The organism is Chitinophaga sp. (genome assembly GCF_039596135.1).
In the GTDB taxonomy this organism is placed as follows: domain Bacteria; phylum Bacteroidota; class Bacteroidia; order Chitinophagales; family Chitinophagaceae; genus Chitinophaga.
Genome location: NZ_JBCNKH010000058.1, coordinates 1 through 22,499 on the forward strand (window position 1 = coordinate 1; position 22,499 = coordinate 22,499).

Below are 22,499 nucleotides of genomic sequence, written 5' to 3' on the forward strand. Positions count from 1 at the left end.
AAAAGAAATGGGAGCATCTTGAGATACGTGTATATCCGGGGTCTGATGCAAGGTTTGTATTGTATGAAGATGGCAATGACAATTATAACTACGAAAAGTGAATATATTCTACTATTAGTTTTAAGTGGGATGATAAAGCCGGAATGCTTACTATTGGAGATAGGAAAGGGGAATTCCCAGGTATGCTTGGAAAGCGTAGATTTACTGTTATTCTGGTTGGAAATGAAAAGGGGGGGAACGAAGGAAAGGTGGTGGACTATGAGGGTAGGAGTGTTAGTATAAAGATGTAAGGGGGATTTTGGTAATTGGATTTGGTAAGAGTTTAATTGTGTAGCCTGATAGATACTTTGACGGCTAAAACAGAGACTATAAAATATATTGTGTAAGCGCTGAGGCAACTGATTAGCGCTTACACCTATTTTCAAAGATCGTTAAAAATTGATGGAGCACAAGCCCCTAGTTATGGAGTGGCATGCTCCATTTCTTTTTCAATGTTCATAATAGCCCAGGTATACCTGCGCTTTTCCGCCTAAAGTGGTCTCCAGGTCACATTCGTTTATTTGCGCAATATGTTCGATACGAGTCCATGAACATCCGGGCTACAAATACTCATGAATACCCATTAATGCTCAAAGGCATTAAATGCACATGCCCCTTAATTTCTTCAAACAAGTTCGATTTATAGCATTTGCTCTAATCAGTTGCTTTCATGTTTTGATATATTTAAGGAGAACTGATTGTCCTAATAACAATACAGAATGTATAATGCTATTTTGTTGAATGGCAAGATTTAGTATTTTTGAGATATAGCGTAGAATAGCATAAAATCTGCGTGTTGTCTGCAATACTGCAGTGATCCTACACTCTAAATAGTTGCTATGAAAGTGATTAAGATAACAGGCGCAAGACAGAATAACCTTAAAAATATTTCCTTAGAAATTCCCAAAAACAAAATTACTGTCTTTACCGGTGTATCAGGTTCGGGAAAATCATCATTGGTTTTTGAAACAATTGGGGCTGAAGCACAGCGCCAGATTAATGAAACACAAAACAGTTTTGTTCGTAACAGGCTGGCCCAGCTCGGTGTAGCGGATGTTGATAAAATTGAGCATCTGAATGTGCCTGTCATTATCAATCAAAAAAGATTGGGAGGCAACGCCCGTTCTACCGTTGGCACCGCTACGGATATTTATGCTTCGCTACGGTTATTGTTTTCAAGATTGGGGGAACCTTTTGTGGGTTATTCCAATATTTTTTCTTTCAACAATCCTCAGGGAATGTGTCCTGTTTGTGAGGGCCTGGGCTACAAGCAAACTATTAGTATCGAACATCTATTCGATAAAGATAAGTCCTTGAATGAAGGAGCTATCTTATTTCCGACTTTTCAGCCTGGTGGTTATAGATGGTTGAGGTATACGGAATCGGGGTATTTTGATAACACCAAGAAATTGAAGGATTATACGCAGGCTGAATGGGATCTATTATTGTATTCAAAAGAACATAAACCGAAACATCCAGGCAAAAATTGGTACAAATCTGCTACATATGCTGGAGTGTTGACACGTATAGAAAATGATATTTTAAAAAAAGATTCCAGAGAACTCTCAATAAGGAAGGATGACCTGAAAAAAATAGTTGTTTCAAAGACCTGTCCCTCCTGTCACGGTAAACGGTTAAACGACAGAGTTTTGTCTTGTAAAATCAAAGGCAAAGACATCGCTGATTGTGCGGCATTACCGATAGATGAATTACTGGAATTTATCAAATCGCTTTCCTCAAAATCGTATGAAACAGTGTTGAACGAGTTACAAAGAAAACTGGAAAACGTAGTGAACATAGGACTTCAGTATCTAACACTTGACAGGATTACTAACACACTTTCAGGCGGCGAATCGCAGCGGATAAAAATGGTGCGACATTTGGGTAATAGCCTTGAAGATCTGTTGTACATTTTTGACGAACCCAGCATCGGCCTTCATCCGAAAGACCTGGAAAATATTGCCGGTATCATTAAACAGATAAAAGATAAGTGCAACACAGTTCTGATTGTAGAACATGACCCGGATCTGATTAAAATTGCTGATCATATTGTAGATATGGGCCCATTATCGGGAAGAAAAGGTGGCGAAGTCGTGTACGAAGGGGCGTTTACAGGTTTGAAACAATCCAGGGGAAAGACGGGTAGATATTTTTCAGCCATAAGAACTTTTAACGCATCGCCCAGAAAAAGCGAAACGTTCCTGACTATTAGAAATGCGCAGTTGCACAACCTGAAAAACCTCACAGTAAATATTCCTAAAAATGTATTGACGGTTGTAACGGGAGTGGCAGGTTCGGGTAAAAGTTCTTTAATCAGTAAAGTATTGCCCATGCAATTTTCTGATGTGAAGATCATTGACCAATCTTTGTTTGCCGCAAGTGCGAGGGCCACCCTTCTGACTTATCTCGGCATATCTGATAGTATCCGCAATCTATTTGCGAAATCAAATAATGTCAGTAACAAGTTGTTCAGCAGAAATGGAGAAGGAGCTTGCCCTAATTGCAAGGGCCTTGGGGTGGAAAAGATTGACCTGGCTTTTATGGAAGATATAGAAGAACCCTGCGAAGTATGTGGCGGAAGTGGCTTTGATCCTGATGTATTAAAGTATCGCTACCATGAGTTAAATATCTCGGAAGTCATGAATCTTACAGTAGATGAAGCAAAGCTTTTTTTTAACAATAATACTTTTACCCACCACTTTGAGTTACTGATGGAATTGGGTTTAGATTATTTGACGTTAGGTCAACGCTTAAGCAGTTTTTCAGGCGGAGAAAGGCAAAGACTCAAATTAACCAGAGAATTAGGCGATCGCAACAACATTTTGGTGTTGGATGAACCTAGCACAGGTCTTCATCCATCCGATACACAAAAGCTAATGAAAATATTGAACAAACTTGTAGATCATGGGAACACGTTGATTGTTATTGAGCATAATTTAGACATCATTGCGCAAGGCGACTGGATTATAGATATTGGTATTGGCGCTGGAAAATATGGGGGCAATTTGATTTTTGAAGGCACAGTTGCGGCGCTTTTAAAAAACAAAAAATCAGAAACCGCAAAGTATTTGAAGAGGCATCTACAATAGTACTGCAGGCAACATTGCATCCTATGTAATTAAAAAGCTAGTTGAAAAATTAAAAGTAAAGCGGCTGTCTTAGTTACTTTTAAGACAGCCGCTTTATTTTTAATTTTTTAACCCGAGATACGCTATTACCTTGGAATAATCGGACCAGTTTACAGCAGCCGATCTTGCCTGCGTATTACCGGGAATAATCATGTACCGGTATTGTTGATATTTCGTACCATCATTTGAAGTTAGGGTACCCACGTCCGCATTGGAATACAACTGAATTGTCTGCGTGTAAGCCGAAACAGCGATGTAAGACCTGACTGGGCATTATAAGGCAACGAATAAATGACTGGATCACTTACATTATTCGTGTTGACGTATACTTTGACATCCGCAGTACTCAGCAAATCCTGGGTGAGTTTAGGTACGTTAATAATAGCATAGAAGCCTACAGTATCTATACCACCACCTGAAGTATGTATAGTGTCTGGCTTATACGTCACATCCAGCCAATCGGAATAAATCACAGTGCTTGAATCACCAGCCGCGCCGGCTGGACCGGCTGGACCTGTAGCACCGTCTTTACCGCAGGAAGTGATGAACATTACGAACAAGAGTCCTGAAATTAGGACGAATGGGGAAATAAGATTACATCTTTTCATTTTTGATTTAGTATTAGCTACATGAAGGGCTAGGATTTTACACCTGGTTCTGATATAAGGGCGCTAAAATACAAATTCTCTTAATATTTAATGTAGGCAGATTGTATTGGGGGGCAAAGAGGAATGATTCTTCTAAAACAAGAAAGCCGGAGATATTCTCTCCGGCTTTCGCCAAGTGCCCAGAACAGGAACATATTTCTATTTGATAATCAAATAGTTATATAGATTTCGTGTCAAAAAAGTGTCAGGAAGAATCAAATCATCAATTGACATTGACATCCTTTTACTCCTACCTCATTACCGTGTGTCATTGCAAATATACAATAGGACACACAAAAACTGATAAAATGACAAAACCAGCAACTAACACCTTTATTCTTGCCTTTAGTGCATGTAACCTCACTGTTGAACGGTTTTTCAGAAGACTTTTGTTGGGAATGGCGGTTGCTATTAAATCAAGAGATGAGATATATCGATACTAAAAGAAAAGGCATGTAACTAAATTTAAATGAGCAAAATTCCTATGAAAATCAGAATTTGAAATATTTCCAGCCATGATCTGCAACATTTGAGCACTCCATCTTCTGAAACATTACAGTAGTTTTGCAACCTTTAGTTACGAGAATAATTGCGGTTATGAAGATATGTCTGCTGCCGCTAAACTTCCCGAGGCCATCCCAGTGTGATGTCATATTGTCAGAACTTTCGTCAAATCCTCAAACAAAGGGTAGCGCGTTTCGTTTTGCCAATTTTCTCCCACGATTTATTTAAACACCATAAACTCTATGAAAACCAAATTACCACTTTTTGTCTTCAGATCTTTCACCTCCTCTCCGGTATTTCTGCAGTTCAGGCAAAAGACACTAGCCTTTCTCTGTTTACTTCTCGTGAGTATTGGGTTTCCAGGCTATGAAGTGAAGGCACAGACCACCGACTATGTCTGGAAGAATGCACCTATTGGTGGCGGCGGATTTGTGACAGGGATCATTACCCACCAATCATCCGGCGATAGGTATTGCCGCACGGATGTGGGCGGAGCTTACCGCTGGGATGCCGCGAACAATAAATGGGTGCAGCTGCTCGATTGGTTCGACGAGTCAGAAAATGGATTTAGTGGTGTGGAATCATTGGCGCTGGATCCGCAAAATCCCAATAATGTTTATATGCTCTGCGGGACCTCCTATATCAACAGCGGAAGAACGGCTATATTGAGGTCCACAGACAAAGGAAATACTTTTACCTATACTGATGTTACGGCTAAATTTAAAGCGAATGGAAATGGGTCCGGACGTGGTAACGGAGAACGTCTTGCAGTGGATCCCAAAAACAGTAACCTATTATTTTGCGGAACCAGGGCCAACGGATTATGGAAGAGTACGGATGGTGGCGTTACCTGGAACCTTGCCTGGAACGGAGTAACTACCACTCCCAACGAGAACGGAATATGTTTTGTCGTTTTTGATCCTTTAAGCAGTGTGGTAAGCGGAGCGACTCAAACCATTTACATTGGCGTTTCCCGTACCGGCAGCACGAATATTTACAAGAGTATAGACGGTGGCGTGACCTTTACCGACATTTCTGCAACCACCAGTTTTATGCCACACCGTGCAGCGCTGAAGGATACAATTATGTATGTTACCTATTCGGATGATGCTGGCCCCCAATCAAGTGGAGGAGACGGGAAGGTATATAAACTCAACACGGCTACCGGTGTGTGGACAAACGTTACCCCCGTTTCTTCGAAGGATTATTCGTACGGAGGAGTAAGTATAGACCCGACTAATGTTAACCGGGTCATAGTTTCTTCCTGTGGTCTGTATTGGAACAACCAGTTTGGTACCGGCTGGGGAGATTTTATATTTCTCTCTACCGATGGTGGATCGACCTGGACGCTTAAAAACGGCAGAAACGCTACATATGATAGTAACGGCATGGACTGGACTAATGGAGGGGCGGTTAACTGGATGGACTGTATCGAATTTGATCAATCCAATCTTTCAAAAGTGCGTGTAGTCGGCGGAGGTGGAATATATACCTGTTCCGATATTACAGCCACGAATCCTTCATGGAAATACGATGTGATCGGGATTGAAGAAACAGCTTTGCTTGACGGGACAAGCATTCCCGGAGGGTCATTTATTTCTTCCTTTGGAGATGTAACAGGCTTTGTACATGAGCCGCTGACTTCCTATCCGGCAAAAAAGCTTGCGCCTTCAGATCCGAATAACCAAAGTGTTGCTTATGCTGCTATCAATACAAGCAGGGTAGTAAGAGCTTCTAATGACGGAAGTGTTGTTTATTACTCCAGCGATAAGGGTACGTCATGGACCGGATCCTCCTCTAATATGGGTAAAGGGGGAAAGGTTGCCATCAGTGCAGACGGAGGGACCATATTACATTGCCCCGGAAGTTCTACAACTACCTACTATACAACGAACAATGGAGCCAGCTGGTCTGCCTGTTCAGGTGTATCCCTCGGAGATGCAGCACCAGTCGCTGACCAGGTAAATCCGAACTGTTTTTATATATACAATCCAATCAACGGACAAATGCTGAGGAGCTCCGATAAAGGAGTTAATTTTTCAGTAGCGGGCACTCCGGGTGCGTCAACCGCAAATTATCCGTGGGAAGCAGTCCTGGTCCGTACGGTGCCGGGCGTTGAAGGGCATGTGTGGGTACCTCTCGGCCGCAATGGATTAAAGTATTCGACAGACTATGGAGCGACTTATACCACTGTTTCAAATGTAACTTATTGTAAAGCCATTGGGATAGGAAAGGCTATGGCTGGATCCAGCTATCCGACTATTTTCATCTGGGGAACCGTTTCAGGTGTGACGGGGCTTTTCAGATCAACAGATCAGGGTACTACCTGGACAAGGATAAACGATGACGCCCACGAGTTTGGGGGCGCTCCATTGCTGATCGGAGACATGAACGTTGCCGGAAGGGTATATATGAGTGCCGGCGCAGGTAGAGGTTTAATTTACTGGGACCCTGTTACCTGTACGCCTACTGCCATTACACCGTATGTACAGATTAATTACGGAACCTGGCAACAGACAGCCAATGCTTCTTTAGCTGCAGGTGGCAGCGTACAGTTTGGTCCTCAGCCTGCGGAGGGAGGATGGTGGAGCTGGAGCGGGCCGAATAATTTTATTACTGTTACGCGTGAAGTAACCATTTCAAATATCCAGGCCAATCAGGCAGGGACCTACGTGGCCTCCTACACCAATAGCGGGGGATGCCAGAGCACACAGACCTTTAATGTCACTGTGACCGACTCCATATCGACATCGAAAATCAGCAATAATGAAGATGCTGTTAGCATATATCCGAATCCTGCCAGTGCTGGAAGGTTTACGATCCTTCTTCAGGCAATTTCGGAAAATGCGGTAGTGAGAATTTATGATGGCCTGGGCAGAATGCTTTATGAAAAGAAAACTTACGGCGCTAACAAGATAGAAGTCAATTCGGGACTCAGTGCAGGGTTGTACATTGTCACGATAGATTGGAAAGAAGGTAGTTTCACTAAGAAGCTCATCGTTCCCTGACAAATCTTTTACCACTTATTGGGAATGCTTCGCTGGAAGTATTCCCAATATTTCCTGTAATCATGCCGGTTGCACCTGATTCGACCTTGTCTGTCTATTCAATCGGCTTTGCTGATCCGCATCCTGTTTATTCTTATCTGGCATAAAATATAATGAAAGTTGCCCCAAAACTGTTACAAAGCAGCAGCTGAGGAATGGGTTACATGAATATATTGAAATTGACCCAAGCGGAATTAGGCTTAACATCCACAATTTTTAAACTTACAATTTTTTCTTGGAGAAAAGTTTAAAAAGCGCCCCGGTTAACATCAGGGCGCTTTTTAAACTTTGTTTAATTACGCAAATTAATTACGTTCAGCTACCTGAGTAAATATTTCGGTCAGTTTAGCCTCAATATCTTTTCCAAATAAGGTTTTGCCGATAATATTCCCGTCAGGATCAATCAGAAAGTTCTGTGGAATTGCACGAACACCGTATAATTTAGCGGCCAAATTATCCCAGGATTTAAGATCAGAAAGCTGCAGCCATAGTACCCCATCTTTTTTGATTGCATCTAGCCATTGTGCTTTGCTTTCTTGTCTATCAAGCGATATACCTATAATAGTGAAGTTTTGGTCTTTAAATTTATTGTACATCTTAATTAGATTAGGATTTTCAGCACGGCAAGGTCCACACCAGGATGCCCAAAAATCAAGAAGTACATATTTGCCACGAAAAGAAGAAAGTTTAACCAACTTTCCATTTGTATCAGCCATCTCAAAATCCGGCGCCTTTTGTCCAATCGCAGTCAGCTTCATCTGGCGGAGGCTTTCGGCGAATTTTTTACCTTTAGGGCTGTTTTTTACCCTTGCAGTTAATCCATCAAATAAGGGTTTTACTGCCTCATACTCTTGTTCATAAGCTACCTTCGGCAATAGATCTAAACTTAGCATTGCGTTAGGATGGGACTGTATAAATTTTGTATACGCGCTTGTCGTCAGTTTGCTATACCTTTTTTTAAATGCGGCTAATTTAGTTTCATAATCCGGTGTGGATGTAGGAGATACTCCGCCTGTCATGAAACTTTTGTCTTCAGGGCGCATTTTATCGAATTCCGTGTCTACGATGTTATTAAAGTCGGTATAATCATTGTTCGAAGGGGTCCCTGTGATTTGAATACCCAGAACTGTACTGTCTTTAGCTGCAACCTTGATAGTACCCGGTTCTAAAAAAACCTGACACTGTTCAAGACTATTTGTTCTATTGCCTTTCGGGTCAAAAATTAAAGTTGCGGATACCGGCGAAGAGGGCGCCTTTCCTGTAAATTTAAAAAATCCATTTTTCAGCGTTACAGAATCCAATATGTCTTTGCCATTCATAGTATATGCCAGGTAAGCTTTGACTGGCGGGTTATAAGTGCCATATTTACCTTCAATTAAATATTTGCCATTACCCTGAGAGAATACAGTTAGCGGAAACGTTAACAAGGCGGCAATCATTAATTTCTTCATATAAATTATTGAAAATTTAGTGTAGTGATATTATATTTAAAGTACTTCAACGGTAAATTTTACTTCATCAGGAGGGAGACACTGGTTATCGTTGCAAACCATGAATTTAACGGCACCTTTTACGGTTGCCTTTTTCCCCTTTAATTTTATCTTTTGTTGAAACGTTACTGAAGTTTCAAAATAACCGACTTCCATCATAAATTCAGGTTCCAACCGAACAGTTGGTGATGGCTCAATGGTATTGCCTATCAGATCATAAGCCTTTGATTTTTCGAATTTAAATTTAGTTGGTTGCGGTCCACCAGGTTTAACGTACTGGGAATACAAATGCCAACCTTTATCCAGTGTAGCTGTTATATATACTAAAGCTTCATTTTTACTTGTTTTCTTAGCAGCATAATTCCACCTGACCGGATCTAATAGCTGGCTAAACCCTTTGAATGTTAGAAGAGTGGCTATGACCAAAAGAATAACAGATCTTTTCATTTAAAGCTTATATTTTATCAATTATTAACTGCAGCATGCTTTTTTGTAATTTCTACCATCGCTTTCAATTTATAATACTCACGATCTGAAGAACCTGCATAACCAATTCCCTGCATACGAATAATTCCCTGCGGGTCGATAATGAATTTATGTGGCGTTCCTTGTGCTCCTATCGCTTTGAAAAGCGTCATATCAGGATCCCGTAATACATCCAATGTAAGCTTAGTGTGGTTTACATATGCCTGAACAGATTCCTGATCTTCTGCGATATCTGTTACATATAGTTGAAAGGGCTGATCCTTATATTCTGCAGCTACACGCTCAAAAGCAGGAAACGCAGCTATACAAGGTTTGCAGATGGTACTCCAGAAATCAATCACGAGGATCTTTCCCCTGAAGTCTGATATTTTAAAGTTGTTACCATTCAACTTATAGATCACAACATCCGGAGCAGGCTTCCCGGTTGAATCCCAGCCGGCTTCCAATTCGTTATAATAGTGCTGATAAGCTTCCTTTTGAAGTGCTGTGGCATATTTTTCTGACTCCCCCGGGTGTACTTTCTCATAGATGGATTTAAGCGTTGCCAGCAACCTGGGGTTAGACTCTGCATTTCGAACAGCAGCAGATAGTGTATCTATCGCTTTCTGGTCCTGACCGGACGCTGCCAATATTATTGCATAACGGTTAATAAAATTGGGTTTAGCATCTTTGAAATAATTCAGATCTCTCATCTTAGGTTCCAATAAGGCTTTTTGAATTTTTTCTATAGCAGATGCGGTGTGCCCATTGTAACTATCTGCCAGGGCAGATATTTCCAGGAAGATCTCGTGTGCGCGTTCAAATTCGTCCTTAATAGCCCCGCTTTCGAGACCAGGTATAAATTCGTTCGAGATTTCAGTGATCCAATCGAGATGTTTTTTGTCATCCACCCATGGCTCCAGGACATTTGTTAATTCGAAAAGTTGAAGTCCATGGTCAATAGTGGTCGTCTTCCTGTATTCTTTATACTTGTCCATGTTTTCCTGTGCCAGCCAGTTTATTGCCATTTCAGCGCGGAACACGTTGTATATGCTTTGATTGGTATTATTGATGGGTTGTTTCTTGATCAGATCGTTATAAAATTTTTCCTGGTCCTGCACTTTGCCAAGGATTTTGAATGCTTCAAATTTCTCTGCGAGAGGATTGGGCTGTTGTGCGCGGGCTGTCAAACTGATCATGAGCACAATACCCAGGCCCCTGAAGACATTAAACAATGTATTAATTCTCATATTTCGAATTTTAGATTTTATGATATTTAATTTAAAGGCAGCGTGACCAAATTATTATTGATTATCTATTAACCCTTTATTCTCGCTTAACATAAGTTCTCCGAATTTCATGGCGTAGCGTTGCGGCTTTAATGTATAAGATTGTACGACATTCCCGTCAGCGTCAATCAGGTCATGATTCGTTTTAATATGGTCATGGTAAACAGGATCAACCGATAAACGGCGCATGTCTGACCACCGCAGGCCTGAAAGCGCAAATTCTCTTACCCGCTCATCAAGAATAAAATGCACCAGTGCCTGTTGGTCTGAGGCGACGGTTGAAGGTACTATAGCGTCTGCAGCCGGCATTCTTTTAGACCTAAGTACTTCAAGGTCTGCTTTCGCATTTGAAAGATCATTATTCCGGGCATTGATCTCCGCTCGCATTAAATACATTTCAGGTAAAGATGGTCCCTGTTCTAAGAAAAAGTTGGGATAACGACGAACTTGTTTTGGGTAAGTAGATGTACCGAACAATTCAGTGTCAGAATAAAGCAGCAAACGTTTATCAGTTGCGCTAAAAAGAGAGGCAACATAAGGAGTATAAACTATTGCGTCGGCAAAACTTAATGCCCACACCGTAGTTGATATGTTGTAAATAGTTTGACTATTATTAGCTGCAAGTGGCATATTTGACATCGCTCCTAAAAAGTTAACCGGGAACCAGGTGCTGTCGCTATCAGGATCTAAAACAACATTGTAATCATATAACGCTAACGGAATTGTGGATCCCGATAATTCAGAAAATGCGGCGTCAATATGTGTTTTGGCTGAGGTAAAATCCAGCATATTCATATACACCTTCGTCAGGATGAATTCAGCAGCTAGTTTTGAAAACCTACGTCTATGTTCCAGGGCTCCCAGATCTGGTAATGCTTCTGTCAGATCATTAATAAGCGCCGAATAACACTCGCTAACACTTGCGCGGATAAAAGATGTGCGGGTAACATCAGCTGTGGTTATTATTGGTATGCCCAGATCAGTTGTAGCTGACGAAGGGTTATAGGGTAAGGAAAAATCATTTAAAAAGGCTAAGTTACAAACAGCTCTGCCAACTTTTGCTTCGGCCAGTAACTGTCTTTTTTGCTGATCAGTACCATTTGAGGATGACATTACCTCATTTATTACTTTGTTAAAAAGGTATAATCTCTGAATATAACCTGTAGATGCGGTTATTTCCTGCGGTAATTCATTAGACTCATACACCCTGTCTTCATACCGAAACAAACGTTGCACTCTTAATGGTACTCCATCTATATAAGCATTCTGCAGAGCCACGTCGTCCCCCAAATACACGGGTGCCGACAGTGTAGTCTGCAGGTATATGGCATTTAAGATCTGCTCATAATCACTAGTTTTTTCCGCAATCAGTGATCCTTTGGGCTGTATTTCCAAAAAACTTTTTTTGCAAGAGCTAGCTAGTAGCATTGCGCAGGCAAGCGACGTTATCAAAAAGTATTGTATTGGTGATTTCATGATTGTTAATCTTTTTAAAGTGTGATATGGGCCCCTAATGTTATAGTTCCCTGCCCGGTACGCAGGTTTCTTATTGCACCGGTGTTTCCGGCAGTGAGCGTTGCTCCAACGTTGCCCAGAGACTGGAATTCAGGATCGATGCCAAGATTATTTGCTTTCCATAGCATCAGATTGGAAACCTGTGCCCGGAATGAAACAGCCTGGGCGTGAATTCTCTTCAGAAGAGCGCTCTTAAGATCGTAGGATAAAGTAATATCCCGGATTTTTGCAAACGAGGCATTAAACACATTGGAGTTGGCATAGGTATAATAATTTGTGTTCCTATTGCCGCTCACTGCACTTGTAGCAGCATACCTGGGAATGTTTGTGAATTTCTCATCCCCTGGCGCTTTCCAACGGTTCATAAACTCGCGGTGCATGCTATTAGAGTAAGGCACACCAGACCAAAAAGTATTAACATCACGAAACAGGACGTGACCACCGTTATAGATAATATTGACCCCTAAGCAAAAGTTTTTATAACGAAAATAATTAGACAGGCCGCCGCTATAAACCGGCTGTGAACTACCTTTATAAACCACGTCCTGCGCTGTTGATGCATTGGGATCTGAGGTAATGGTTCCGTCAGCTTTTCTTATTTGTGGATCCCCCGAATCGTTTAAGCCTGCATAGTTGTAGGCGAATACTGTAAATGCAGGATATCCTACTAAAAATCTTGAGGAGATCATGCCCGGTCCTGTTGTAATTGGCGAAGAATTGGCAAGTCGCGTAATCTTGTTTTTATTGTACCCCAGATTAAATGAAGTAGACCAGGTGAAAAGGCGGATACTGATATTAAGGGAATTGAGGGAAAGATCAATTCCCTTATTCTGCAAATCTCCATAATTACCAGTGACTGAAGAATATCCCGAAAGGGGGGCAGTGCTTAAGGTGCCTATCAGATTATTTGTCTTCTTCAGATAAGCATCCACCGATCCGTGTAATATGCCGTTCAGTATTTCGAAGTCAAAGCCGAAGTTGTAGTTTTTAGTGAGTTCCCAGGTTAGTTTTTTATTTGCGGGTGCGGTAACGACCAGGCCAACTCCTGTCGGGTAATTCACATTAGTTTCAGCTTGTAATATGTCCCAGGATGCAGCAGTACCAGGTGTAGGGGCATTACCGGTGATACCGTAGGTGAGCCGGACATCCAAACGGCTTAGCCATGTGATAGGCTGCATAAAGTATTCACTGCCCAGTGCCCATTTGCCGCCGATACTCCAGACCGGCCTGTTTTGGGCTGAGTTGTCAAGGCCAAATAAATTACTCCGGTCTATACGCCAACTGCTGTTCAGGGTATATTTATGATTATATGTATAGCCCAGATTAGCATAGTATGATGATGTTCTTGTTATAACACCTTCTCCTCCTGTTATATTATTAGCTAAAGTCTGTGTGCCACCCTTAACTGTTCCGGTAATCCCAGCACCCAATAATTCATAATTTACAGGTCTTCCTACCTGAAGTTGGTCATCCCATCCTCTGTAAATCACAGTAGTTGAATCTGGTGAGTTGCTGGTTGCTTCCTGCCCGGCCATGACGGTAAATTGATGCTTATCCTGCCAAATATTGTCATAAAATAACTGGTTCCTTACTGTCCAGTTTTTCAGATTGGCATCAGTGACAGTGAGTCGTCCACCAACATTCGGAACATTATAAACTGGTGTGCTATTGATCGTTGGCGCCTGCGTGAAGGTCATCACTTCATCCCTCACCTGATAGCTGTCCTGATCCAACACCTGCCGATTTTTTGAAGATTTGATACTGTAGCCAAAGGTTCCTTCATAGTGTAGCCCTTTTAAGATCTTCAGTTTTACTCCGCTCACTATCCTGGTGGATAGTGCCGTTCCTTTAGAATACCCTCTATTGATTTCCTTCAACGGTGAATAATCCAGATTAATACGGCTTCTTGCCTGGTAATCTTCACGAAGCTCATCACTGTAATTACCCATATGGTTAACCGTTAGCGGATTGCCTCCTGGATCGGCGAAAAGCTGATAAGGCACCAAATCCAGGCTTGGTACGGTTATATTGTTGCTACCTGTAACACGATCAGTTAAATCTGTTATCAGGTAGGCCTGAAGGCTTTTATTAAATTTAAAGTCTTGTCGTAAATTAATTTTGTACCGGTTATCTTTTTGACCAGGCGTATTGCTTACTACTCCTATATAATTGGCAGAGCCATAGAAAGTATATGCCTTTCCGCCACCGGAAACAGATATGGTATGATTGGTGGTAGCTGCAGCCTGGTAAAAGTACTTTTTAAGCTGACCAGCATTATTAATACGGGCAAGGCTGTCTAACTTCGCATTAGCCTGATCCTGGGATATCAAGCCTCTGTATGCGTCATACTGATATTGTAAATGTGGTGTAACAGGTGCAATCAACTGTACTGAGCTCCAGGAATTACCATCAACGTATTGAGGGAAAAGTTCCTCTGCCGTAGTTATAAACTGGCTACTATTCATTTTCTGAATATACTTTAGGTCCGGAGTACCCTGAAAATTGTAATATGCATCGTAATCAATTTTCAGATTATCACCGGGGTCCCCTTTTTTTGTTGTAACTACAATTACACCGTTTGCTGCCTTGGCGCCCCAGATAGAAGCGGCAGTAGCATCTTTGAGTATAGTGATGTCAGCAACGTCCTGCATATTGATATTCTGGACAGAATTATCGGGTACCTGAACGCCATCAACAACTACCAGGGGACCTCTTGTTGAATTGATAGAAGTTAGTCCCCTGATTAGAAAAGGGTTAGATCCGGCATCAGGAGCATTATTTACCGTTAAACCGGGCACTAAGCCATCAAGCCGCTGTAATATATTTGTACTGTTAGACCTGTCATACATCGCATGCAGAGCTGGTTTAGAAAAAGCTCCTGCACTTCGTTCCTGTGACACCGTCTGATAACCGGTAGAGTAGGTGACTTTTACCTCCTGCAGATCATTAATAGCAAACTCAAGCTGAATTGCACCCAGATCTGCTGATGCTTTGACTTCCTTATTAGCATAACCAACGAAAGAGATCATTAACGTGTGATCGTCGGCAACTCCTGTCAGGAGAAACGATCCGTCTGAACCTGATAGCGTAGATTTGGTTCCACCCTTTATTTTGATCGTAGCCCCTTGCAGTGGCTGTTTCAACACATTCATCACAACGCCCTTCACATCTATGAGTGGGAGATCAGCAGTAGCTTTGGTACTTGTTTGTATAGGATGGATCAGTATGGCTTTATTTCCCCTGTCGATGTTATAAGCCAGGTTATAGGGTGCAAGTATTTGATCAAGTGCAACTTCCAGGGGGGTATTCTTAAAAGCCACATTTACTAATTTATCTTTTTCATCAGTCACTGACCATACTGAGCTATAGCCGGTTTGGGTTCTGATTTCTCTGAACACTTTTACCAGGGAAATATTTTTTTTGTTGAGTGTAATACTTTGTGCTCTAGTGGACGCGCTCACTTGTAGCAATAACAAAGGTAAAAGGATAGCAGATAGCTTTACATTCCTTAAAATATTAAGGGCACAGCGAAGGTGCTGCATAAAATCTGTTGCAGAAATTTTATACATTTACATGCTTTTAAATCGTGAATTATAGAAACGTTCATTTCCGATTATGTCGGAAATGATTTAAGAGTTTGAAAAGGGGTGTTCCAGCACTCCTTTTACTTTTACAGAAAAGATCATTTAATTATTGTCATGCTGTTTTGTGCTTTTTGGTAATCGTGATTTTACTTAATTAGCGGTATTTTGGTTGAAATTTAAAACTTTGATTGTTCGGCCTTCAATATTAAAGCGGACTTTTTTCGTCATTTCAAGAATGTTCAAGACATTACTGATGTTGCTATAGCGCGTGATGGTTGCCAGTACCGGAATTCTTTTTATCCCCTCATCCTGATATTCAACTTTGACATCGTACCACAAACTGATCTTTTGCATGGCGCTTTCCAAGGATTCATCAAACATGAAATATCCATCTTTCCAGGCAATCGTTTCTTCAGCATCTACCTCATGAACTGATAATTTGCCCCCATTAAATAAGGCTTGCTGACCTGGTTTTATCCTCTTTATGTTATTGTTTGTTTCGATCTGAATGACACCTTCCAACAAGGTAGCAGCTACCTGGCCTTCGCTGGTGCCGGTATTAACATTGAAATGAGTACCTAAATCACGTATCACACCAGCTGCAGTTTTAACGGTAAAAGGCGCATCCGTCCGATGTTGCACCTCGAAATAAGCTTCGCCATAAAGGAGTTCCACATCGCGGATCCTGTGTCCGAGTTTTTCGGGGAAACGGATGGCGCTTGCTGTGTTCAGCCAGATTTTAGTACCGTCACTTAGGTTTAACTGGTAAACACCTCCTTTGGGTGTTCTAAGAGTATCGTAGGTTATTTGTTCATTATCATTGATCGTAGTCTTATTATAAGTAAGCGATCCGTTCATATTTTCCTGAATCACAACGTCCGTATTCGGGACAGTAATTTTTTGTAAGCCGGTGCCAAGCAGTATTTTTTTGCCATTCCCCATGGTGAGTTCGGCCTTATTTTCACCTGGCCTGATATCGGCGATTGCAATCTTATTATTGTCATTAGATAGTTGCTTATTGGAGTTTAATAAAAAATATGCAACGGCAGACATGCCAATCAGGATGGATGCTGCGATTGAGAAATATTTAAGTGGGAAACGGCTCTTTTGGGTCAGGATAGCATCCAGTATTTGCCCGGCCTCTTCTTCGGGGAGCTCCTGATTGGACTCAAAATCATTCCAGATATTGGCCAGGAGCTCGTCTTTTTGTTCATCGGTAAGTTCCCTGAAGAAGCTGAACAATTCGGCTTCTTCCTGTGAGTTGCACTGGCGGTGGATATATTTTGACAGTAAAAATCTTATTCTATCTTCAGACATTGGTTTAAGCTTATTTAGCATAGGTTGCCCATGCGTATATCTGTAAGACGATCAAAAGATCAAAACGTGCAAAAAAAGATGCAGGATTTTTTTTTCGACTTTTAAAAGCGGGTAATTATAATGACCAGGGTCAAAAAGAGGTTGGATTTTAAGGAATTCAGGGCATTTCTAAAGTGGCTTCTTATGGTTGGAACGGAAAGACTCAGTTTTTTAGCAATTTCATGGTATTCAATCCCTTGAAGATGTTTTAGTTCATAGACCAGGCGTTGTTGTTTGGGCAATTTTTGTAAGGCGTTTTCGTATTTTACTTTAATTTCGGCAGCTTTGATATCCTCGAAGGGATCATGAGAAGTAGATTCTTTTGAGATGACACTTAGATGTGAGAGCACTGTAGACTCGCGTGAAGCACGCTTCATATGATCAAGGGCAGCATTCCTTGCAATACGATAAATTAAGGCATTAAAGTTTTCGATTTCGCAGGCACGGTGACGCATTTTCCATATTTTTAAAAAAACGTCCTGGACAATGTCTTTTGAAATTTCTTTTGAGGAGGTGATCCCCAGGATGAAACCGTAAATTTTATTTTTATAGCAGTGAAAAAGTGTGACGAATGCCCGCTCATCGCCAAGTGTAAGCGAATTAAGTAATTCCCGCTCCCTTTCACATGTTAGCTTTTGCATTCTAATAGTATAAAGTACCCTGATATATTATTATAATTAATCACCTTCTAAATAACTATACTAAAACAGCAGTGATTGAGCCACAATTAGTTTATACATTTCATTAAGTTTTAAAAAATATATGTAATTTATAAAAGAAGTCTAAATATTCAAAATCCCTTCTTGATTTAGATTTATAAGATCTGTCCTATTTATAATTAAGACCAATAAGTAATCTCAAACCCGCTAAAGAAAATGTAGCATCTAAAATCTAATTAATTAAAATTCTGAAATCCAAAAAATTTAGCTCACCTGTCTGAGGATTATAGTCTTGTAATTAATAGCCTATTTAACAAAATCCCGCTGGTAAAATCAAATACAATCTTTTAGCTGATGACCGATCCAGAGTGGGGATAGCATTTATAAAACAAAAAACGCCGGAGGTATTATCTCCGGCGTTTCGCCATTTTTTGTGCCCAGAACAGGAATCGAACCTGCACTCCGTTGCCGAAACAAGATTTTGAGTCTAGCGCGTCTACCAGTTCCGCCATCTGGGCAATCACAACCGTCCTTCAGTTGCGGGTTGCAAATGTATGTATTTTTATTTAATTCCAAACAATTTTTATTTTTCCTTAATCTCATTTGGATATCGGAAATTTCCGATACATTTGTACCCATAAATGATCCAATAAGATGAGCACAAATAACTTGTTTCAGCCATTCCAGCTGAAAACATTAAATCTTAAAAATAGAATAGTGATGGCTCCCATGACAAGAGCCTTTTCTCCTAATGGCATCCCTGGTCAGAACGTGGCCGAATATTATAAGCGCAGAGCAGAAGGCCAGGTAGGCCTCATCCTCTCCGAAGGTACTGTGATCGACCGGCCTTCATCATCCGCTGATCCCAATATTCCTCACTTTTATGGTACCGATGCCCTTAATGGATGGAAACGTGTTATTGATGAGGTACATGCTGCCGGTGGTGCCATGGCGCCACAAATCTGGCACCAGGGTATTCAGCCAAACCATCCTTCCGGCTGGCTGCCTTCTACACCTTTTGAAGGTCCTTCCGGCATATTGGCTCCTGAAGGAATTAATGGAAAATCGCTGACCGAGAGTGAAATCGCGGATGTAATTAAGGCTTTTGTGCAGGCAGCTACAGATGCAAAACGCCTTGGTTTTGAAACGATCGAACTGCATGGCGCGCACGGTTACCTTATCGACCAGTTCTTCTATGCGTTGACAAACAAACGTACTGATAAGTATGGTGGCGCTACTATCGGAGAACGTACACGCTTTGCTGTTGATGTAATCAAAGAGGTGAGAAAGGCCGTAGGTGAGGACTATCCAATTATTATCCGCCTGTCGCAGTTCAAGCCTACTGAATACGATCACAAGCTTGCCACTACACCTGCCGAAATGGAAGCATGGTTGACGCCTTTGGCTGATGCCGGAGTTGACATCTTCCATTGTTCTCAGCGCCGTTTCTGGGAACCGGAATTTGAAGGTGACGACCTGAACTTTGCAGGCTGGGCGAAAAAACTGACTGGTAAACCTACGATCACCGTTGGCTCTATTGGGCTGTCAGGTGATTTCATGGGTGCTTTCAGAGGTGAAAGCTCTTCTCCAAGTTCTTTGGATGAGCTCCTCCGCAGATTTGATCGTGGAGATTTTGATCTGGTAGCTGTAGGACGTCCGTTGCTGGCTGATGCTAATTGGGTGGTGAAGATTAAAGAAGAACGTAATGCTGAGCTGAAAGGCTTTAGCAGAGAAGCATTAGCTACATTGGTTTAATAATAAACTGAAACTAACCATAAGTAAAGCCCTCCATTTTATAATGGGGGGCTTTGCAGTAAATGTCATAGCTATTTGCCACCCTTTAGCAAAATGCAGTCATGGTGTAAGATTCACAGACTACTAATTCAACATATAGGATAAACAGCATCTTAAAACTGACGGGGTAGGTTTAAAGAATCTCTTTAAAATTTAATGAATACAGTTTATCTATCCCTACAGTTGTCTATGTTACCATTTTATTAATCCCGAAAATATCCTGATTGTGCCTATTGTACAGATGAAATTTTCCTTTATATTTATGTGTTCTTGGCAATGTCATGTCTAAATTCTCATACAGTGCAATCCATCAACACAGAAGTTGCGGAAAATACCCAACTATTCGATTACGACCATTGGAATAGCCAGCTCTCGTCGCTGTCCAAAGAGTATCAGGGAGCTAATCCCTATCCTCATATTGTTATGGAGAACTTCCTCAATCCCGACGTATTGGAGAAATGCGTTCAGGAGTTTAATAAACTGAACGAGGATGACGGTTGGATCAATTATGTTCATTATAACGAAAATAAAGCCGGGCTAAATAAGCTCGATCTGTTGCCGCCGGCAATTAAACGGACTATCAACGAATTAAACTCTCCTGAATTTCTTAAATTCCTCAGTACGCTGACCGGTATAAAAGGTCTTATTAAAGATGATCTTCTTGAAGGAGGAGGGATACATCAGTCTAAAAGAGGTGGCTTTTTGAATATCCATGCCGATTTTACTGTACACCCACACCATCGCCATTGGCAACGTCGGGTAAATGTACTCGTGTACCTCAACAAAGACTGGAAGGAAGAATATGGTGGTAAACTGGAATTGTGGGATACAAAAATGCAGGGATGCGAAAGGAAAGTGCTGCCTGTTTTTAACCGCTGCGTTATTTTTAACACAGATGCAGATTCATATCATGGGCACCCGGAACCTACTACCTGCCCAGAGGATCAGTACAGAAGATCAATTGCTTTGTATTATTATACAGAAGAAGCTCACCCTTTTCGCAGAGCTACTCATTATATGGTTCGCCCCGGCGAAGAAAACAAGAAATTTAGAGTGAGGCTGGATAATGCGATGGTTGCCATTTATACAGATATTAAAGGTATGCTTGGCACAAACGATAAAATTGTAAGTAAAGTGCTTCGGTTCTTTTCCCGTAAAAAGTAAAAGATTATAATAGAAAGGGCGTTGATTTTCAAATCAACGCCCTTTCTGTTTTTATGTCTGATTACTTAGATGGCACTTCTCTCTTCAAAAACACAAATCCATTTTTACGGTACAACTCTTTCAGGGAACTATATTGTTTATAACCATCTACCCTGTCTACCTTCGTTACAAAATAAACCGGCTTATCAATATCCCCCGTCAGCAACCATTCTTCTTTATAAGAATTTTGATTCACCGGCTTTTCTTTATGCGTATAGAAAAATGGTGCATAGCTCCAATAACCTAATGTAGTTACATAACAATCCTCTCCCTGCCTTTGCTCAAAAAATTCAATAGCAGCAGCCTGTGAATATTTTTCCACTTTGGGAACAATGATTGCCGCAGCCAGAAAAATAACAAGGCCTGTTCCAACAAAATAAGTAACTGCCGCTTTCAGATATGCATGCCTGTTCAACTGCCTTATCCCCACTATAATTGTGACAACCATTAAGATCCCCACGATACCTTCCAATCCACTCCAATGTACATCAGCGGCCATATTCGCCTGCGCAAATGTATCGTGAACATAAGGGATCAGTTGCTTAATATTTAATGCTATCAATGTGACAGCCAGCAATACAATTGCGATTAAGCCACCCAGGATCGTTGTTAATATTCCCACATATTTTTTATAGTTCATTTCCTTCCTGTCCCATTTATAAAATGAATACGCTGCCAGGAATGTAATCGGGAACCAGGCCAGTGAAGAATAATGAATAATGCGCGATTGGACAACCGTGAATAACACCGTAACTACCCAGAACAACAATATCATCCAAATCTTAAAATCTTTCTCATACCTGCTGTTATATCTTGCTTTGAAAAAAGCAGGAATAGCAAAAAGAGAAGCCGGAAAACACCCAATGAGCAATACCACATAATGATAACCCCAAAATCCTGCCTGCCCTGCATCATGAGTGGTAAAGAGCCGGTACTGGTACTTTAAGAATTCCGTAATAAACCACGGTCCGTTCTTCGCCGTTTCATACCCATACCACGTAAGCGTAACCAGAGAGGCGATAACCAAAAATATAAGGGCATGCCACCCGTTAAAAAAGAACCTGAATTTATTATAAATAAAATAGACTCCTAACACCATCAGGAAAACCATCAATGATACCTGGCCTTTGGTAAGAATGGCAAGTCCTATGAAAAGACCCGACCAAACAGCATAATACAGTGGTTTTTTGGTTACATCTTCCTTATCGAATTTATTTTTGCGCCAGTTATACAAAATAAAATAATATAGTCCCAGGAAGGTAAACAGGTTAAACCACGGATCAATAATACCTGATTTGAAATACATATTAGGGAAAAGTGAACCCCCAAATGCAAGCGCCCAGAGAATCCCAAATTTTCTTTCGTACAACCTTGTGCCACAAAGATAAAGTACAACAAGCGTAACGATCCCGCAAACGGCATTGGGGAAACGCGCTGCAAACTCATTGATCCCAAATATTTTCATGGATAAGCTTTGCATCCAAAAGAACATTGGTGGCTTTTCCCAGAATGGCTTAAAATTGACATAAATCCTGGTATAGTCGTCCAGTTTCAACATTTCCCTGGAACACTCCGCAAAATTTATTTCATCCCAATCAAATAGATGTACCCATCCCAGGAAAGGAATGAAAAAAAGCGCGGCAATGCCTGCCAATAATAAAATAGTAGATAATTTGGGTGTACGCATATGTACTGTATGTGAATGATTGTATTAACAAATATATGTTCATATACCAGTATTTACAAGTTAAGAAATAACGCATATCGTCAATGCCCGGT

Annotated in this window: 13 protein-coding genes and 1 tRNA gene; 4 read left to right on the plus strand and 10 right to left on the minus strand. The window is 41.1% G+C overall.

Going from position 1 to position 22,499, the window contains the following annotated elements; all coding sequences use genetic code 11:
- The first annotated feature begins 878 nt into the window (after nucleotides 1–878).
- Nucleotides 879–3,128 carry an excinuclease ABC subunit UvrA gene (locus ABDW16_RS24415; protein WP_343673402.1) on the plus strand — a complete coding sequence of 750 codons (2,250 nt, stop codon included), beginning with the start codon at nucleotides 879–881 and terminating at the stop codon, nucleotides 3,126–3,128.
- Between the two features lie 230 nt (nucleotides 3,129–3,358).
- Here the strand turns inward: ABDW16_RS24415 and ABDW16_RS24420 are convergent, their stop codons facing one another.
- On the minus strand, nucleotides 3,359–3,775 hold the full coding sequence (locus tag ABDW16_RS24420) for a hypothetical protein (protein WP_343673404.1): 417 nt from the start codon (nucleotides 3,773–3,775) through the stop codon (nucleotides 3,359–3,361).
- A gap of 785 nt (nucleotides 3,776–4,560) precedes the next feature.
- Here ABDW16_RS24420 and ABDW16_RS24425 point away from each other — a divergent pair.
- On the plus strand, nucleotides 4,561–7,326 hold the full coding sequence (locus ABDW16_RS24425) for a T9SS type A sorting domain-containing protein (RefSeq protein WP_343673406.1): 2,766 nt from the start codon (nucleotides 4,561–4,563) through the stop codon (nucleotides 7,324–7,326).
- Between the two features lie 344 nt (nucleotides 7,327–7,670).
- Here ABDW16_RS24425 and ABDW16_RS24430 read toward each other — a convergent pair whose 3' ends face one another.
- The 8 genes from ABDW16_RS24430 to ABDW16_RS24465 form a co-directional block, all read right to left on the minus strand.
- A complete protein-coding gene (locus ABDW16_RS24430; RefSeq protein ID WP_343673407.1) occupies nucleotides 7,671–8,816 on the minus strand; it encodes an AhpC/TSA family protein in 1,146 nt (381 codons plus the stop codon).
- A 36-nt stretch (nucleotides 8,817–8,852) separates the two neighbouring features.
- Nucleotides 8,853–9,302, minus strand: coding sequence for a protein-disulfide reductase DsbD domain-containing protein (locus ABDW16_RS24435; protein ID WP_343673409.1), 450 nt, complete (start codon nucleotides 9,300–9,302; stop codon nucleotides 8,853–8,855).
- 17 nt (nucleotides 9,303–9,319) lie between these two features.
- Nucleotides 9,320–10,570 (minus strand): TlpA disulfide reductase family protein, encoded by a 1,251-nt coding sequence (locus ABDW16_RS24440; protein ID WP_343673411.1) that lies wholly within the window; start codon nucleotides 10,568–10,570, stop codon nucleotides 9,320–9,322.
- 54 nt (nucleotides 10,571–10,624) lie between these two features.
- A complete protein-coding gene (locus ABDW16_RS24445; protein WP_343673413.1) occupies nucleotides 10,625–12,085 on the minus strand; it encodes a RagB/SusD family nutrient uptake outer membrane protein in 1,461 nt (486 codons plus the stop codon).
- A gap of 14 nt (nucleotides 12,086–12,099) precedes the next feature.
- Entirely contained in the window at nucleotides 12,100–15,585 is a 3,486-nt protein-coding gene (locus tag ABDW16_RS24450; RefSeq protein ID WP_343673415.1) for a SusC/RagA family TonB-linked outer membrane protein, read from the minus strand.
- Nucleotides 15,586–15,858: 273 nt separating this feature from the next.
- On the minus strand, nucleotides 15,859–17,025 hold the full coding sequence (locus ABDW16_RS24455) for a FecR domain-containing protein (protein WP_343673417.1): 1,167 nt from the start codon (nucleotides 17,023–17,025) through the stop codon (nucleotides 15,859–15,861).
- A 101-nt stretch (nucleotides 17,026–17,126) separates the two neighbouring features.
- Nucleotides 17,127–17,705 carry an RNA polymerase sigma-70 factor gene (locus ABDW16_RS24460; protein WP_343673419.1) on the minus strand — a complete coding sequence of 193 codons (579 nt, stop codon included), beginning with the start codon at nucleotides 17,703–17,705 and terminating at the stop codon, nucleotides 17,127–17,129.
- A gap of 452 nt (nucleotides 17,706–18,157) precedes the next feature.
- A tRNA-Leu gene (locus tag ABDW16_RS24465) sits at nucleotides 18,158–18,241 on the minus strand.
- A gap of 136 nt (nucleotides 18,242–18,377) precedes the next feature.
- Here ABDW16_RS24465 and ABDW16_RS24470 point away from each other — a divergent pair.
- Both ABDW16_RS24470 and ABDW16_RS24475 read left to right on the plus strand, forming a co-directional pair.
- Entirely contained in the window at nucleotides 18,378–19,478 is a 1,101-nt protein-coding gene (locus tag ABDW16_RS24470) for an NADH:flavin oxidoreductase (protein WP_343673420.1), read from the plus strand.
- A gap of 339 nt (nucleotides 19,479–19,817) precedes the next feature.
- Nucleotides 19,818–20,681 (plus strand): 2OG-Fe(II) oxygenase, encoded by an 864-nt coding sequence (locus tag ABDW16_RS24475; protein ID WP_343673421.1) that lies wholly within the window; start codon nucleotides 19,818–19,820, stop codon nucleotides 20,679–20,681.
- A 61-nt stretch (nucleotides 20,682–20,742) separates the two neighbouring features.
- Here the strand turns inward: ABDW16_RS24475 and ABDW16_RS24480 are convergent, their stop codons facing one another.
- Entirely contained in the window at nucleotides 20,743–22,407 is a 1,665-nt protein-coding gene (locus ABDW16_RS24480; protein WP_343673423.1) for a glycosyltransferase family 39 protein, read from the minus strand.
- Between the last annotated feature and the right edge of the window lie 92 nt (nucleotides 22,408–22,499).